Source organism: Sedimentibacter sp. LTW-03 (assembly GCF_052059825.1).
Classification (GTDB): domain Bacteria; phylum Bacillota; class Clostridia; order Tissierellales; family Sedimentibacteraceae; genus Sedimentibacter.
Genome location: NZ_CP197180.1, coordinates 2,434,164 through 2,453,157, shown reverse-complemented (window position 1 = coordinate 2,453,157; position 18,994 = coordinate 2,434,164). Strand labels below are relative to the sequence as shown.

Sequence of the window (18,994 nt, the reverse complement as noted above, 5' to 3'; positions counted from 1 at the left end):
GAAGTCTATAATTTATTTATTTTATCGAGAAAACCAGATGTTTATATCAGAACGGAACAGATAAGCATTATAAAAAAATATGCAATTTTTTTGGTTGCATTTATTTTTGCTTTAATATATAATCAAATGTGTATGGATTGTTTATAGCAATACAAGAAGTTACGATTTTTTTTATGTTATAAACAATATAAACAATAAAAATAATATAAATATAAATTATTTATGTTATTATGGTTAAATTATATAAACTAATATTTATATGGGAGGAAATATAATGTCAAAAGTTATGAAAACTATGGACGGAAATACAGCTGCAGCGTATGTTTCATATGCCTTTACAGATGTTGCGGCAATATTCCCAATAACACCTTCTTCTCCAATGGCTGAACTTGCTGATGAATGGGCAGCTCACGGACAAAAGAACATCTTTGGACAAACTGTAAAAGTTGTGGAAATGCAATCAGAGGGAGGCGCTTCCGGAGCTGTTCACGGCTCATTGCAGGCAGGTGCACTTACTACTACATACACAGCTTCACAGGGATTATTATTGATGATTCCGAATATGTATAAAATAGCAGGTGAATTATTACCGGCCGTATTCCATGTTTCTGCAAGAGCAATTGCCGGACACGCACTGTCAATATTTGGGGACCATTCAGATATTATGGCAGCAAGACAAACAGGTTTTGCATTATTAGCATCAAGCAGCGTTCAAGAGGCTATGGATTTAGGAGGAGTTGCACACTTAGCTACTCTTAAGACAAGAGTTCCTTTTGTACATTTCTTCGACGGTTTCAGAACATCTCATGAAATTCAGAAAATAGAAGTTTTGAATTATGATGATTTAGCAAAATTAGTTGATATGGATGCTGTGAATGAATTCAGAGCAAGAGCATTGAATCCTGAACATCCTGTAACTAGAGGTACAGCTCAAAATCCTGATATATACTTCCAGGCAAAAGAATCTTCAAACAAATTCTATAATGTAGTTCCGGATGCAGTTGCCGACTATATGAAGGAAATTGAAAAATTAACAGGAAGAGAATATAAACCATTTAATTATTATGGAGCTCCAGATGCAGAAAATATAATAGTTGCAATGGGTTCTGTTACTGAAACAGCTGAAGAAGTAGTTGACTACTTAAATGCTCAGGGAGAAAAAGTTGGTATAGTTATAGTACATCTTTACAGACCTTTCTCATCAAAATACTTCTTTGACGTATTGCCGGAAACTGTTAAAAAAATAGCAGTTCTTGACAGATCAAAAGAACCGGGTTCAGTTGGAGAACCATTGTTCTTAGACGTTAAATCATTATTCTACAGAAATGAAAAACAACCTGTAATAGTTGGCGGAAGATATGGTCTTGGTTCAAAAGACACTACACCTGCTCAAATATTTGCAGTATATAACAATTTAAAACAAGACCAGCCGAAAGATGGATTTACAATCGGTATAGTAGATGACGTTACTTTCACATCTCTTGAAACTCCGGAAGTAGTAAATACATCAGCTTCAGGTACAATAAGATGTAAATTCTGGGGCCTTGGTTCAGACGGTACTGTTGGAGCTAACAAAGATGCTATTAAGATTATCGGAGACCATACAAATATGTATGCTCAAGGATATTTCTCATATGACTCTAAGAAATCAGGCGGTGTTACTGTTTCTCACTTAAGATTCGGTAAATCACCTATTAGATCAACTTATTTGATAGATGAAGCTGACTTTGTTTCACTGTCACAGCAATCATATATTAATAAATATGATGTATTGACAGGTCTTAAGAAAGGCGGAAACTTCCTATTAAATACTATTTGGTCAAAAGAAGAGCTTGAATCTAAGTTACCTGCAAAATATAAAAAATATTTAGCTGAAAAAGAAATAAACTTCTATACTATTAATGCAACAAGTATTGCGCATGAAATAGGTCTTGGAAATAGAACTAACATGATTATCCAGTCTGCATTCTTCAAATTGGCAGATGTAATTCCTTTGGAAGATGCAGTTGAATACTTAAATGCAGCTATAGTTAAATCATACGGCAAAAAAGGCGAAAATATAGTTAACATGAACAAAGAAGCCGTTCAAAAAGGTATTGCCGAGTTAGTAAAAATTGATGTTCCTGCATCATGGAAAGATGCTAAGGATGATCCAAAAGCTAACAGCGGTTTAGCTGTACCATTTACTGAAGAAGAAAAACCAGAATTTGTTAAAAAAGTTGTTGACGTAATGAATAGACAAGAAGGCGACAGCTTACCAGTAAGCACATTTGAAGGAATTGAAGATGGTACATTCCCACAGGGAACAGCTGCTTACGAAAAGAGAGGAATTGCAGTTGAAGTTCCAAAATGGGAAGCTGAAAACTGTATTCAGTGTAACCAATGTGCATTTGTATGTCCTCATGCTGTAATAAGACCTACATTACTTGATGCAAACGAAAAAGCTAATGCACCAGAAAACTTTAAAACATTAAAAGCAATAGGTAAAGGGTTAGATGGACTGGAATACAGACTTCAGATAAGCCCGCTGGATTGTACAGGTTGCGGAAACTGCGCAGATATCTGCCCAGGTAAGAAAGGCAACAAAGCTTTAGTTATGACTCCTATTGCAGAAGAAATTGAAAAAGAAGTTTCTAATTGGAAATATGCTATAGATAAAGTATCTATAAAAGATGGATTAATGGATAAAACTTCTGTAAAAGGAAGCCAGTTCTGTAAACCATACTTTGAATTCTCAGGAGCTTGCGCTGGTTGTGGTGAAACTGCTTATGTTAAGACTATCACTCAGTTATTTGGCGACAGAATGATGATAGCTAATGCTACAGGATGTTCATCAATCTGGGGAGCATCAGCACCTGCAACTCCGTTTACTAAAGATTGTAACGGAAGAGGACCATCTTGGGCTAACTCATTGTTTGAAGATAACGCAGAGTTCGGACTTGGTATGGCAACAGCTGTAAAACAAATGAGAGAATCAATTCAGTTATCAGTAGACAGCTTATTGGGTAAAGACATTTCACAAGAAGTTAAAAATGCATTAACTGAATGGGTAGCTACAAAGAATGACGGAGAAAAATCAAGAGCAGCATCAGATAAGGTTTTAGCAGCATTAGAAGGATTTAATGCTTGTGCTGAGTGTGCAGCTGATGTTAAAAATATACTAGACAAGAAAGATTTCCTTGTTAAAAAATCACAATGGATAATCGGTGGTGACGGCTGGGCATATGATATTGGATACGGCGGATTAGACCACGTATTGGCATCAGGTGAAGATGTAAATGTTCTGGTTGTTGATACAGAAGTTTACTCAAATACAGGCGGTCAGTCTTCAAAAGCAACTCCTACCGCTTCAGTTGCGAAATTTGCGGCATCTGGTAAGAGAGTTAAGAAAAAAGACCTTGGTATGATAGCTTCAACTTATGGCTATGTATATGTAGCTCAGGTTGCTATCGGTGCTGATAAGAATCAATTCTTGAAAGCATTAAAAGAAGCTGAAAGCTATGATGGACCATCATTGATCATTGCTTATGCTCCATGTATCAACCACGGTATTAAAGCAGGAATGGGCAAGACTGTTGAAAGAGAAAAGAAAGCTGTTGAAGCTGGATACTGGCATTTATACAGATTTAATCCTCTTCTTAAAGAAGAAGGAAAGAACCCGTTCACACTGGATTCCAAAGTTCCAAGTGCTTCATTTATAGAATTCTTGGAAGGCGAAGTAAGATATGCTTCTTTGAAGAAGTCATTCCCTGAAATAGCTGAACAATTATTTGTTAAAGCAGAAAAAGATGCTAAAGATAGATATGACAGCTACGTAAGAATGTCTGAAATGAAATACTAAGATTAGCAGAAGGCAGTTTCTTTTGAAACTGCCTTTTATATTGCTCGGAATAGTTTGTAAATTTATTGTATATGTGTTAGAATACAATAAATAAATTAATTAATGATGAGGAGCTAGATATGGGTAAAAAATTAATAAGCATGCTGCTTATAGGGCTTATGACTATTATTCCGCTTACGGCATGTGGAACAAATGAAATTGGTTATTTTGAATTATCAAAAGAAATAAACGATATAAAACAATATGAATTCAATAACACTACAAAGATTTATGTACCTGAGGAACTTGCTGGGGAGTCATACGACATTGACTTTAAGTTAGAAGGCGAAGTAAATCTTGAAGATTTGGATAGCATATATTTAGATATGAATGCGGATATCAAGGTTAATGATGTGGAAAATAATCTTCCTATCAATTTAGTAGTGTCCGATAACAAAATGTATGTTTCTAAAGCAATCATACTTGAAGTGCTTAAATTAAGCGAAGAGTTTGGGAGTGAACCTGAAAACAAAGAAGTGATGGATGCATTATATAATGTTGAACTCAAAGATGTTGAATACATAATGCTTTACGATTTTGGTGAATATTACAGTGAAAACTATAGTTCTTTCTATGAAGATATATATGCTTCTAAGGATATTTATGAAGATATGTATGACCCTTCAATAAATTACTTAAAGACTGCATTCAAAGGTTTTGACTCTGACTTGGTCAAAAAAATCAGCGGAGGATATTCAATAGAACTTGATCCTGAAAATGCGGTGGAATTTATTAAGAAATTAGTAAAATATGCTGATGAAAATAGAGAAACCATTTTTGATGAAACTGTAAAATATGTTGAAGGTATATTTGATTATATAAGCGCTGATCAAATGGGAATATCTGAAGAAGAAAAAGAAGAATTCCTTGAGGAGTTAAAAGGCAGTCGTCAGGATTATTATGATTTTCTTGATGAAGCTGTTCTATTCATTGAGGCAGATATTGAGACAGATGAATTTAAGAAAAGCATGGAAATGGTTGATGGAAGCAGCATAAAGGAAGAAATTTATAAAAAAGGTAAATCATATATTCAAGCAATAGAAGGAAGTCTTGTTTTAGAAGGTGTAAATTCAGGAAACTTTGAATTAAAAACTGAAGTCACTCCGGCAGATGTGGAAAAGAAAGAATTACCAGAGGACTCTATAACTGTAGATGAATTTGAAAAACTGCATAATGCAACAGAAGATAGAATTAATCCTGTAAATAAAATAGAGCTTACATGGTATCCTGAAAGCTACAGTGCGGATATTGTTAAATACAGACTTGACAATACTTCAGAGTATGATTATGAAACATATACATTGATTGACGAAAGGGTATATCTTCCGTTGAGGTATATTGGAGAGTCATTTGGAGAAGAAGTTGAGTGGGACGATGCTAATAAAAAAGCTTATATAGTAAGAGACGGACAGAAAACAGATATGACGGGTGTGCTCGTTGACAGCACAACGATGGTTAAAATACGAGATTTTGAAAAGCTGGGCTATAAAATAGACTATATTCAGGAAGACGGAATATCAACAGCCACAATAATTAAGTAAGAATCAATATTAAAACCTACAACTTGATTGTATTATCATGAAAAACCCCGAATGTAAATTCGGGGTTTTTGGTATAAATAAATCTTTAAATAAAAAAATATTATGATATAATATAAGTCAATTATATTGAGACAGAGGTAAAAAATGAACTATATTGTACAGCTTGTTATTATACTTACAGTAACATTTATAGGAGAAGGTATGTATTTTTTTATACCATTACCTATACCAGCCAGCATTTACGGGTTGCTCCTAATGCTGATATGCTTAAAAACAAATATTATAAAGTTAGAACATGTAAAATCTGTGGGAGATTCTCTTCTTGAGATAATGCCTATAATGTTTATACCACCTGCGGTAGGATTAATAGATGTGTGGAGCGACGTTGCACACATATTAATTCCTATTATGATTATTACAATCTTAACTACAGTTCTTGTTATGGCAACTACAGGAAAAATGACAGATTTTATATTAAAAAGGAACGGTGAAAGATAAATGAAAGATGTGGTAAGTAATTCAGTATATTTTGGAGTTGCTGTCAGCCTGGCGGCATTCATTATAGGTGTACAATTAAATAAAAAGTTAAAACTCAGTATTCTTAATCCCCTACTTGTTTCAATTGTTATTATAGTTACAATTCTTTTAGTATTTGATATAGATTATGAAAGTTATAATAATGGAGGTAAGTACATAAGTTATTTCTTAACTCCTGCGACAGTATGTCTGGCAATTCCATTGTACCAGCAGCTCGATTTGTTGAAAAAAAACTTTAAGGCTATTATGATCGGAATCTTGACCGGCGTTTTAACAAGTCTTACAAGTATTCTTGCTTTATCTGCAATTTTTAAACTCTCTCACGGCATGTATGTGACGTTGTTGCCAAAATCAATTACTACAGCCATAGGCATAGCCGTATCAGAAGAATTGGGTGGTATGGAGACAATTACAGTTGCAGCTATTGTGTTGACCGGAATAGTCGGAAGTGTTTTAGGAGAAGGAATATGCAAACTTTTTAAGATTAAAAATCCTATTTCCATTGGGCTTTCACTTGGGACAGCCTCTCATGCAATAGGGACTTCAAGGGCTCTTGAGTTAGGAGAAGTTCATGGTGCTATGAGCAGCCTATCTATTGCTGTGTCAGGTCTGCTGACTGTTGTCCTAGCACCGGCATTTTCAAACTTATTGTAATAATGAAAAATTTTCAAATATTTTAAATATGGATTCTAAAATATCAAATATGTTGACGATTAAGACGGTACTCTTAGTCGCCAATTTTTTTGTTTAAAATTACTTGATTTGTCGCAGTAATTATGTTATATTTACTACGACAGTCGTAGTACGACAGGTAAAGTAATTAATAAGCTTTGAAAGAGGAAGGTATATGATAAGCAGTGATGTAATACGTGGCTATAATGATATAATGATTTTATATCTGTTGCTTCGTGAACCGTCTTATGGGTACGAGATTTCAAGACAGATTAGACAAATGACTGATGAAAAATATGTAATGAAGGAAACAACGCTATATTCGGCTTTTAAGAGAATGGAGTCAAACGGACTGATTGAATCTTATCCAGGAAGTGAAACTAACGGTAAAACAAGGACTTATTACAAAATAACGAATAAAGGGCGAGGCTATTACAGAGAAAAATGTGAGGAATGGAAAATAACGCAGGAAGTTATATGCAAGTTTATAGAAGGAGGGAATTAATGAATACAATTATAAGTTACCTCGAGAACATGTTTGCTGGATTGCCTAAGACAGCAGAAGTTTTAAGAGCGAAAAAAGATTTAACAGAAATGATGGGTGACAAATATCAGGAATTGAAAAACAGCGGCAAAACAGAAAATGAAGCTGTTGGAATTGTAATTTCAGAATTTGGCAATTTGGAGGAGCTTGCTGAGACACTGGGAATCAGTGACGCTCTTAATCAAAGAAGCATGCCGCTGATTACATTAGACTATGCGAAGGCATATATAGAAGCTTCAGGGGAAGTTGCTCCAAAGATTGCATTGGGAGTATGGCTTTGTATTATGTCACCAGTACTTCTCATAGGCCTGTTCGGTCTCGTGGAGGGTTTTATAGACTTTAAGGAAGAGTATGCTCTTATATTGGGACTTACAACTTTACTGCTGCTTGTAGCAGCAGGAGTATATATTTTGATAAGATATTCTGTAGGAATGGAAAAATACGAAAGGCTAAAAAAAGAACTATTTGAATTAGATTATCAAGCTGAGCACATGGTTCGCGAAATTAAGAAGCAGGAGGAGCCTGTTTATAGGCGTGCTGTCAGTTTTTCAGTTTCTGCCTACATTTTAAGTGCACTGCCTATTTTACTGGCTTCCTTTATATTTCAAGAAGGCGGCATGACTGTTCTGGCTTTAATTATAACAATTACAATAGTCGCATGTTCAACGTACAATATTATAAAAAATAATGGTTTATACGAAGCATGTAAAGTTCTTCTTCAAGAAGAGGATTATGCTGCAGATAAAAAAAGCGGTGTGCTCAAAGCTGTATCATCTATATACTGGGCGGTAGCAACAGCGCTTTACTTAGGTTATAGCTTTATTACTGGCAGATGGGACATATCATGGATTTTATGGCCTGTAGCTGGGGTGTTGTTCATTGCTGTTGGAGCAATAACTAGTCTTGTAGAGAAAAAAGCTAGTATATAGATCATGATATTTTGGACGATAAGTGCACAAAAAATATTATTGCATGATATTTTCCTGATATGAGAAAGATGTCAGGAAAATATTTCATGTAATAGATAATATGTTCATTGCGTATTGTAAAAGTAAGATTTGTACAGATAAAATTCTTGCAGTTTACAATGCTGATACAGCAGCTTATGCTTGTAGTACAACTTATCATAAGGTATAATAATGTAAGAAGAATCTTATTTTGGAATGAATTGAAAGGGGGGATAGAATGACAATCAAAAGGAAAAAAATCAATAATTTATATTATGTTCCAGAACGTATACTTAATAAGATTGAACAGACATTGCACAGCAGTTTAACATTGATTGAGGCTCCTTCGGGATTCGGGAAAACAATTGCAGTAAAAGAATATCTGAGCAACAAAAAAGACAAAAATTTAAAATACTTATGGTATACATGCCTTGGTGAATCAGCTGCTGCAGCATGGAATGGCATATGTGCAATTCTGGAGCAGGCCGATTCGTTGGCTGCTCGTAAGCTTCGGCTTCTCGGTATGCCTTGCGATGAAAATTTAGTGCAAATATGCAAGTATATTCAGGAAATACGATGCAGTTTTGATACAGTATTTGTTGTTGATAATTTCCAGCTTATAAGAGACCAGCTTCCTCAGCTTTTGCTGGAGGCAATTTCAAATCATAAAAACTATTACCTTCATTTCATTATAATTTCACAGCCGTCGCACAAAGAGAATTTATACGTATCGCATCCTTCTGTTATGAAGTATATAGGGGAAAGCATATTTATGTACGAAAAGGATGATGTTAGGCAGTTGTTTCTTCATAACGGTATACGGCTTACTGCAAATGAAAACAGAGATGTTTATAGAATGACAGAAGGCTGGGTGGCACCTCTTAATATGTACAGTATGGAGTATAAAGAAACAGGAACACTAAATAGATGTGAAGGAATAAATCAACTCATTGAAACTATAATATGGAAAAGATTAAGCAAGGAACAACAGTCTCTTCTGCTTTATCTTTCTATACTTGAATCATTTTCGGTAGAGCAGGTTTGTATAATTCTAAATGTGGTCAAGCTTCCGCAATATGCCGTAAATCTAATAAAAAATAATACTTTTTTAAGGTATGAGCACAGCGTAGGAGCCTACGTAATGCATAACCTTTTAAAAGAATACCTTATTTACAGAATAGAGCGGTTTGCCGATAAGGAAGAAAAGCGGGCAATATATGAAACTGCAGGAAGGTCATGTGCAGAGGTCAAGAAGTACTACCAGGCAGCAAGATTTTTTTACTATTCAAAAAACTATGAAGAGTTGATGAAACTTCCACTTAAGGGTGCCGATTTAATAGATTATCTGGGCAAAGGGTCAGATATATTTATGATGAATGTTATTGAAAACACATCCGATGAAATACTAAATAAGTATCCCGGGCTTATATTTGTTTTTGCTTTTGAACTGTTTTTACTGGGTAAGGCTGAGCAATTTGCTGAATTATGCGGAATTATTAAAAAAATACTTGAAAATAGCGCCGATTTGGAATTCGAAGAAAGAAAGCTTAGCGGAGAGTTTATGCTTCTTATGTCTTTTTCGAAATTTAATGATATTTATGAAATGAGTAAGATGCACAGAAAAGCATACGAAATGCTTCAGGGACCTTCAAAGCTTATTGTAGCGAATCACTCTTGGACTTTTGGGGCACCTTCTGTTATATATATGTTTTGGGGTGAAATCGGTAAACTTGATGGCGAGATGAAGCTTATGGATGAATGTATTCCTTACTACAGCAAGCTTGCATGCGGTCATGGAAGCGGAGCCGGATGGGCTATGAGAAGTGAAGCATTTCTTCTCAGGGGAGACGATGAGGCTTCAGAGCCGTTTTGCTACAGAGCTGTTTATGCTGCAGACAAGATGAGGCAGGACAGTATTTTCATGTGTGCACAGCTGCAATTGGCAAGAATTGCAATTCTTCGGGGTGATACAGATGCGCTTATTAAAGATATGGAGCAGATTGACAGAAAAATTGATAGTGCTTCAGAGCAGAGGGTTCAGTATGTCAGAGATTTGTGTGTTGGATTCTTAGCAGTAATCAGAGGTAATCCAGATGATGTTCCCGAGTGGATCACTGAATTCAGGACAGTTCCTTTGAATCTTTATGAAGTAGCCACTTCTTTTGCTCATATTATTCATTTGCGCTATCTCTGGTTAAGTGGAGGAATGAAGAATAGATCTGAAATATATGGATTATCAGAAGAGTATCTTCTGCTTGCAGATAAACTGAATTTCCTTCTTACAAAGGTTTATTTATACATACTGCTGGGAATTATGAAGCAGTCTGAAGGAAGGTTCGGAGATGCTCAGAATTACATGAGATATGCCCTTGACATTGCATTGCCCGACAGAGTTTACATGCCTTTTGCCGAGATGGGGAATGAAATAATACCGATGTTAGAACGAGCTATGTTAATACAAAAATATCAGTCAGGTGTGAAAGATATATTAAAACTTTTAAAAAGGCAAGAACGTGGTGTTGCTGCCATCAATAAGGAATTATATGAAGATGATTATAAGCTTACTCCAAGAGAGAGAGAAATATCAATTTTGGTTCAAGAGGGGCTTAATAACGCTGAAATAGCCGAAAAACTTTTTATTTCAATATATACAGTAAAAAATACCCTGAAAAAAGTATTTATAAAGTTAAACATTAAAAGGAGAGATGAGCTCAGCAAATTTAAATTATAATCAGATTTTAACATGCAACATAACAGAAATGGTACTGTAACAACTTTATAGCCCTTGAGGGCTATTTTTTTTTAGTTGATTTATGAATATTATATTAGTAACAATGTTTTTTTTGCTCAAAAGATGGGTGTAAATGTGAAAACAATTATACATAGAGCTAAAGGCATTACAATATGGTATGCGGGGATTCAAGTTTAATAAGGAGGGAGATTTAAATGGTAAGCAAAAAAAGAAAAATTGCTTTGGTTTTGGCTTTAGTAATGATGATTTCCATAATTCCGATTCAAGTATTTGCGGGAGATTCTGATGAGATTAATTATAATGTACAGAAACCGGCAGTTGGTGTTATGAACATAGTTAATTCAGAAAATGATTTGTTCAGAAGAACTTATTTGCGCAAGGCAGATGATAATTTCAACCTTGTATATAAATTTACAAGAACTTCGGAAAACAATGTTTCCGGTGCAAGCAGCATATTAAGTTACAATACCAGCATGAAGCATTATGAAAACGGTGATTACTGGAAAGCTTATTACAATTGGAACTATCAAAAAAAGATAGAAAAAACTTACGATGGCGGCACATATTATGTGTATGAACCTACTGATGGGAATGAAGGTGTTGGAAGCCTTTTTTCAAGTGGGCATGTGTATATGGATTTTTCTGCAGATCTTACGGCGGATGAGCACAGAAATCATTGGAGACATGATGCAAATATTCTTGATCGCGCCTACACTTCAATCAATCTTGTAAATGATGCCGGAGTGTATAATTTTATTAGCCTGACAAGTGACCGGGATGCCCCAGATGAAAGCGCTGTTAATCATCATGAAACAAGGAAATTAATGGTGAGAGACAGATTAGGTTTGCAGCTTTATTTTACAGGATTGGGTTGCAAATGCGGCAGTTCAAAAGTTTCCAAGGTATCTGTAGGCCTTGTAGACAAAGTTAATCCGAGGATAACAACAATTACGTCAAGCAGAACACCTGGAGGGGAGGAAGAGACTAACGGGTTTAAAGCGAATGAAACGGGATATGTAAACCTCTACTTTGATGAGCTGATTCGTTTTGCTTCTGATGAACTGCCATTAGAGAATGTTATGCTGAATTTTGTGATTATGGGCATTGAAAATAATGTTCAGGTAAATACAGAAGAAATTAAAGGTAGGCTTGTAGAAGTTACAGGAAAAAGAATGTCATTTAAGTTTGATGTTCCGGAAATGCTGTCTGAAAAGCCTATAAATGTGTATATTTCTGGAATTTCAAGCAAACAGGACTGGACCAACAGCATTGGAGGGGAAAAGAAGTTTCCGCTTGTGCTCTTAGGGAAAAACGGAGCACATGTAACAATTGAGGGCAGTCTGGCACAAGTAGAGGAATTGATAAAAACCTCGTCATTGATTACTGATATGTCAGGAAATCCTGTAAATTGGCAGCAAAGCAACCGTGAAATGTCAACAAAGTGCTTCTTGGATAATGTTGCTCCAAAGGTTATGTCTGTTGACATAAGCGGAGAAAGGATATCGGCAGAAAGCAGCCAAAGCTCTCAGGCCGAGGATTGGCCGGAAGATATAGACAGAAGTGCCGTCTTTGCCGGAATTGGAGATGTATTGACATTTAGCGCGAAACTTAGCGAACAATTGAGCATACCAGAGGGGGTTCAAGAGGTTACTGCATTTCTTAATGTAAAAGATGGATCAGATACGGTCAAATTAAAAGGAGCAGCTCTTAAAGAAATAGACGACGGAGTTAACGGAATAAAAGTTTCTAAAGTTATTTTTGAGCCATTAGAAATAACTGAAAATATGGTGCCTCAGGGAGAAATTTCTCCGGTAAAAATAACAAAAATTGAGTTTCCTGACGGTACAGCAGATTACAGGCAAAACATAATTACCGGCAGTGATTCTGACATTCCGGCTGCATCTCAGCAGCAATACTTGGATACGCAGCTTCCTAAAACAGAAGCGGCAGTTAATGAGTATGAAGGAAAATACACACCTATATTTTATAACAGCCAAAATAAAGAAGAATTTTATTTTCCGATAAATATAAGTGATGTTGATGTAATAAGTGCAAACAATGAATATGCAAGTGGAACAAACGGAATGACAGGCAGTTTTGCATGGCTTGATGAAGATTCTGGGGGGACGTACGCTTTTGAATACTATGTATCTGCATTATCGGATAGGCCTTCTGATGAACAGTATATGAAAGGAGTAACCAGTAATGAAATTGGTAATCTGATGACTATGGCGTTTAACCAGGTTGAAGGCGGAAACTACATACATATCAGGTTGCTGGACGAAGAAAGATACAATATGGTTGATTCTGAAATAGTTGTTTTGCCCGGTGATTATGCACAGAATAAGGGAAAAAACAGTTTTGTAATGAATTATTCTGCTGACCTTGTTGGACCGGAGATAATTTCTTCTGGTTATAGGCAGGATTTTGATCTTGTTGATAATAAAGGAACAATGTCCGCTTTTATTATAATAAAAGATTCTATAGGAACTAACCCAAATGATGTTGAATATCAGTGGACAAATAAGGGTGAAGGGCCTTCTGCTGAATGGAAAAATTTTGTAGGTGAGACGGAGAGTGGTTCAACAGATAAAGCTTTGAAAATAAAAATAGAAAGTCCTAAGTACGGAGCAGGTGAGATTAAAGAATTAGATCTTATTGTCAGAGCATCGGACAGAAATGGCAACATGTCGGAATATATGAGAATACCATGCACGTTGGATTTCACAAAGGCGAATCCGAACATAGAAATAAAAAGGGGCTTGGACATACCGGCTGATACTGTTGAAATAGGTATGGATTTAAATTCTTATTCTGGAGGCAGTGCAGGTTTAAATGGCCTTCCGGCAACGTCTGTAATTATGATTAAAAATCCTGAAAAAGAAAAAGAATATTTTGTTACAGCAATATCCAGTATGGATGATTATTTACTGGATGATAAAAATGGAAAAAATGATTTGCTTTACGCTCTTAGGGTTATAGAGAAGTATGGGGACTCAATAGACAAAAAACCTGTGGTTTCATCATATTCTAAGTGGTATAAGGCTGATGTAACAGTTAATGGTAGTGGAGCCTACCTGCTGGACAGCGATGAGCTTAATGAAGATGATATATATTTTTTAGGCTCAATGCTCAACCCCATATCATCATATATATGTAATGGTAGAAGTTTGTCGTATTACGGTGAAATAGATATAACATTTGTAACTGCATACGGATATACGCCGCAGCTTACAAATGTATGGAATTATTCGAATAATGAAGCATTGCCTGTGAATGTGGATTTTAATGAGCACGGCTGTGGTGACAGCACAGCTTTTTATCTGGATACGGCGGACGGAGTATATCTTGAGCGTTATGATCTATACGGGCCTGATAAGGAAAACAGCTTCTACTACAGCGGAACTTATATTGATGGAGAGTCTACAACTGCTTCGGGAATAGAAGGGCAGGGTTATGAGATAGTAGATGTAAAATTTCCAATTACAAGGATAGAAGGCAATATCAATGTTCAGGAGTTTACCGTTTCGCTGGCACCGAATTGGGTCGACAGCAACACAAAGACTATGGGGGTAAAATTTGGAGAGGGTTTGCAGGCTGACGGAACAGAAGGTCTTTTGTGGGGAGATGAAGATTATGTTCCGGGGGGAACTGCCAAGTATTTAAAAAATCTTGACGGTGCCAGAGTACCGTTCACCATTTATAACCCAGTTGTGCTGGGCTGGGGAGTGAAAGAAATGGATTTTGACAGCGATGATACATACGTCGCTTTGTATTATACTGAACACGGAGTGGATGAAAGTGGATATTTTGCTACAGCGGAAGGAGGCTTGAGATTTTCAGACGGAAACAGCTATAAAAAAATAAGTGAACTTAATCCTTTGATTAAAACCAAACCGATTGCTGCAGCAAATGAGCAAATTTTTGTAATACCAGAGGGTATTACGGATAGTACAGGTTTTTATGCTCTTGAAGTGTCCTTAAAATCATTAAATTCCGACATAGTGAAAAAATTTTATTTTTCAGAAATGTTTGTTGACGGGTTTTCAGTTGCAGATAAAGGAGTGGATTATTACAGGGTTGCTGCATTTGATGAAGATGACAGATATGTATATGGCGATACAATTGAGTACAATCCAAACGATGATTTGGAATATGGGCCTAGCAGCATACTTATAGGAAGTTCTCCGGACTTGGATGATTACAAAATAGAAAGAGGACTTTACATGAACGTAGGGGTAGAAGGAAGCTTGCCTCATGGCGGAAAACTGGTTTATTTTTATGGCAACGACCATAAGTTTGTTAATAGTGCTGAGCATCCTGACTTGTATGCCGGAGGTATAAAAATATGGAATGCTGCAGGCACATTGGATGGAGATGCTCCGGATTATGTTGAATGGCAGAATGTAGATTATTCTTTTGGCATGAACTTAAATATAGTTAACAGTTCCGAAGAAATTAATGAAAGCAGCTATTCAGATGACGGAAGATTCTGTCTGCCTGTAATAAGTGATGAAGTGAATACAATATGCTACCAGCTTTGTCTTTCAAATGGAGAAATGATGCCTTTAAGGCAGATTACCGTAACAGCTTCAAGCAACGGACCAAGTTTTGACATGGTTACCGAAAGCAGCAAGGAAGATGGATGGGCATCATCAGTTACAGTAAGCGCCGAGAATGTAGTTGCCGTAAATGGGGCAAGAACATTTAATTGTTATGGTTCGGAAGATAAAGAGGAAGAAAACATGGGGCCTGTAAACTTGAGGTGGAATGGTGATTATTACTTCTACGTGTCTGATATGGCAGGTAATATGGATATTAAAAAGCTTAAGGTGGACTGGATTGATAACGAAGTTCCGCACATTGAATCAGAAAAAATTTCCGGTGCACCCGGTAATGAATTCCACGTTAAGGTCGAATTTTATGATTATGATCATGATGCCACCGATGGGAAGCTATATCTAAGTTTTGATGAAGATTATTCTGCCGTGCTTAATCAAAATTCAGGCACACCAGGGCTTGTATCTGTAGAAGTACCTCTTCATGAAAGCGGAGTAGGGCTGTGGGAGGCTACGTCCCCGGAGGATGCCAGAATGGGGATATATAAAACAGACTCGGTTCTTTCTAATAATAATATGACAAAGACTGTAGAAATATGGGGAGCATTTAAGTATGACGACAGCAAAGAGGATGGATACAGTGCAAGGTTAACATTCAGCGGCTCCGATCAGGCCGGTAATATATCAGAGAGTTATGAAACAGATTATTACTATGATGATGAGACAGATGAATTTCATGAATATTACGGCGATCCAATAGAGGGAACGTATCTTGATTATAGTCCTGCAAATATTGAGCCTAAGTATAATGATGCTTTCCTTACACCGGATGATAAGGTTAATTTGAATTTTACAGCTCCCGTGATGGTTACAGAGCCGTATAACAGTAATCCGCGGTTTTCTGCGGATACTGATTCAGCAGCAGTATACTCCGATGGTTCGTGCAGCATTTCATATATGGATCTGTTTGGAAATAACTATACGGAAAATGTAAATATTACAGCATTTAATGATTTTAACGCTTATATAAAGTATACGGAGATACAGCCTACACAAAATGATGTTACTGTTGCGGTTGAAATACCAAAAGACAGTACAGCGGTTATAAACGAGCTAAAAGGTACAATCAGCAAAGATAGCGGAGATACTTCTGTGGAAGGAATAATTAAAGAAGGCGGAAAATCAGCTGAAATTACATTGACGGATAACGGCAGTATTATATTGACGATAGAGAATAAAGGAAAAACGAAGGACAGAGTTATAAAAATATCCAATATAGATCGTTTTATTGAACCGGTCACTCCATATATTTACTATACAGCTGGAGAACCGATGCCGGGTGAAACATTTACTACAGATGTTGTTGTGGCAGGTCTGAACTGTAATGAGCTGCTTACCGGAACTAACGGCCCGCTTACGTATACATTTACCGATGGTGCAAAATCTGGAGACAGCTATACATTCGAGTACGAGGACTTAGCTAGAAATAAGGGGTCTGTAACGGTGTCATTGGATTATGATGTAACTGTAATGGAATTGGATGAAATGCCTCCGGAGTATAATGTTGTGCTTTATTCTAAGCTTGATTATATGAATCAGCAAAGGGACAGTTTCAATAGCAGCGAAAGCATAGAAAAAGCGATTGAAAGCCTTCCTGCTGCACAGGGATACATGCTCATATTCAATATTTCCGATTCAAGCCCTGTTAAGCTTATATTGAAGGAAGAACTGTCACCTAGTCCTTTATATGATGACGTAAGCGATATTATTAGCGGTGTAACTGTAAACGACAGAGCTGTAATGATAGATGAAAACGCACAATTTACAATATATCTTGTTGATGAACAGGGTAATGCAACATCGTTGCCTCTTATGAATTTTAATAAAGTTGACAATGAAATACCTACCGCAAATATTGAGTATGTGGCGGAAACATTCTATTCAACTGTGGGGTACCTGTTGCCGGATAATGATGAGGAGATTATTGTAACCAATGTAGCAGGAGTTGAAAAAAACACTTCTGCCGGAGAATATGGGGGAAAGTATTATCACAAGTATGAAGATAATGAGGAGTTTGTGTTTTACTATAAGGATCAGGTGGGAAATGCCAACAGTACTGAGGCACCTGTAGACTGGCTTGATGTGTCACCTCCTCAGGTTGTTTCTGTTAAGTGGACCCCTGTAGGCGAGGGACAGGGCATTGAAGATGGAATTTATCCCCCTCCTGCAGTGCCAACCAACAAGGATATATCGGCACAAATTAAGTTCAGCAAGACAGTTCAGGATGTTAAAGCATACTATAAAGGAACAAAAGAAGAAATAGAAAGAGCAAAGGTTGAGATAAGCTTTATTCAAAGCGGGGCAGTTATTACATATCACGAAAATGCAGATGTGGATTTGTATTTTACTTCCTATAATGGGAAGGATGCTTTGCTTAGTCTTGGAAGCGTTACATGTATAGATAAAGAAGAATTTAATGTTTCTGCTTCCTTTGAAGTTTCTAATGACAGGCAGAGGGTTAAATATACTTTTTCAGCAGATAAGGATGTGTTCATGGCAGAAAATTCTTCCGGAAACATTGTAGAATTTGGCAGGGAATTTGAGTACACATTTACTGCAAACGGGTCTTATGACATACACTTTACAGATAAAGCCGGGAATTGTTTTGTGTACACTGTCAAAATAAATGAGATTGACAAGGAAAATATGAAGGTTTATTTCAATACGACGGACAGTGATGACGGAGCTGTTGACAACGCAGGGAAACTTCAATTGAAAGGCAGTGAAAATATCGAGTTTTATGTTAAGCTCAGCAAGAACGGAGAAGTTAAATTTAACGGTGGAACTGCCGTAAATGCTGAGAAAAACAAATGGGTAAAATTTGAGTTTACGCCTTCCGGGGATACTGATTTCTATGTAGTGGAAGCAACGGACGCTGTTAGGGGAACCAAGGTGTACAATTATCTCAACGTACAGCTTCCTGACAGGGTGCCGCCTGCAATATTGTTTGCATCTCAGGTAGTATCCGCAAGAGAAGGAAGCAGTGCTGAGGACATATTAAGTATGCTTAAGAGCGGGGTTACAGTAAGTGATAACAGAGACGGAACCATTGAAGATTATGCTATATTTGCAGCCGACGTTCAAGGTCTGCCCATAAATATAACTGATGTTATTGAACCTGGCAGGTACAAGGTTACTTATGAAGCATCGGACGCCTCCGGAAACAAATCATCTTCGTACCGAATTTTGAGAGTGTACGATAAGGATTCGCTTAACCTTCTTATAAACGGAGAAGCAGCCGAGCATGAAGGCACAATGGTTTTAAGTACCGGAGAAATAACACTGACAATAGAAAATCTGCCGGCGTACGGTACGAATAAAGAGCCGAGCACCGTATTTTGGAAGGAAGGCATAAAAACTCCAGCGCAAATGAAAATCAAATCCGTTATGGCAGAAACAGACAGCATTACCCTGCCGGACGAAGGATTTTATACAATTTACGTACGTGCGCAGGATAGAAAAGATTATATAACCCATGTCTATATTCAGAAGTAAGGAGGCG

Annotated in this window: 8 protein-coding genes; all 8 read left to right on the top strand. The window is 36.7% G+C overall.

Annotated elements, in window-relative coordinates:
* Positions 1-274: 274 nt before the first annotated feature.
* The 8 genes from nifJ (at position 275) to ACS3UD_RS12135 (ending at position 18,987) form a co-directional block, all read left to right on the top strand.
* Positions 275-3,841 (top strand): pyruvate:ferredoxin (flavodoxin) oxidoreductase, encoded by a 3,567-nt coding sequence (gene nifJ / locus ACS3UD_RS12170; RefSeq protein ID WP_308139356.1) that lies wholly within the window; start codon positions 275-277, stop codon positions 3,839-3,841.
* A gap of 119 nt (positions 3,842-3,960) precedes the next feature.
* Positions 3,961-5,421 (top strand): copper amine oxidase N-terminal domain-containing protein, encoded by a 1,461-nt coding sequence (locus ACS3UD_RS12165; RefSeq protein WP_308139357.1) that lies wholly within the window; start codon positions 3,961-3,963, stop codon positions 5,419-5,421.
* 144 nt (positions 5,422-5,565) lie between these two features.
* Positions 5,566-5,919 (top strand): CidA/LrgA family protein, encoded by a 354-nt coding sequence (locus tag ACS3UD_RS12160; protein WP_308139358.1) that lies wholly within the window; start codon positions 5,566-5,568, stop codon positions 5,917-5,919.
* Positions 5,920-6,612 carry an LrgB family protein gene (locus tag ACS3UD_RS12155; RefSeq protein ID WP_308139359.1) on the top strand — a complete coding sequence of 231 codons (693 nt, stop codon included), beginning with the start codon at positions 5,920-5,922 and terminating at the stop codon, positions 6,610-6,612.
* A gap of 193 nt (positions 6,613-6,805) precedes the next feature.
* The gene (locus ACS3UD_RS12150; RefSeq protein WP_308139360.1) at positions 6,806-7,135 is read left to right on the top strand and encodes a PadR family transcriptional regulator; all 330 of its coding nucleotides are present in this window, start codon (positions 6,806-6,808) and stop codon (positions 7,133-7,135) included.
* Entirely contained in the window at positions 7,135-8,103 is a 969-nt protein-coding gene (locus ACS3UD_RS12145) for a permease prefix domain 1-containing protein (RefSeq protein ID WP_308139361.1), read from the top strand. The genes ACS3UD_RS12150 and ACS3UD_RS12145 overlap by 1 nt, the downstream gene beginning before the upstream one ends.
* 256 nt (positions 8,104-8,359) lie before the next feature.
* A complete protein-coding gene (locus ACS3UD_RS12140) occupies positions 8,360-10,852 on the top strand; it encodes a helix-turn-helix transcriptional regulator (protein WP_308139362.1) in 2,493 nt (830 codons plus the stop codon).
* A gap of 215 nt (positions 10,853-11,067) precedes the next feature.
* On the top strand, positions 11,068-18,987 hold the full coding sequence (locus ACS3UD_RS12135) for a hypothetical protein (RefSeq protein ID WP_308139363.1): 7,920 nt from the start codon (positions 11,068-11,070) through the stop codon (positions 18,985-18,987).
* Positions 18,988-18,994 lie beyond the last annotated feature (7 nt).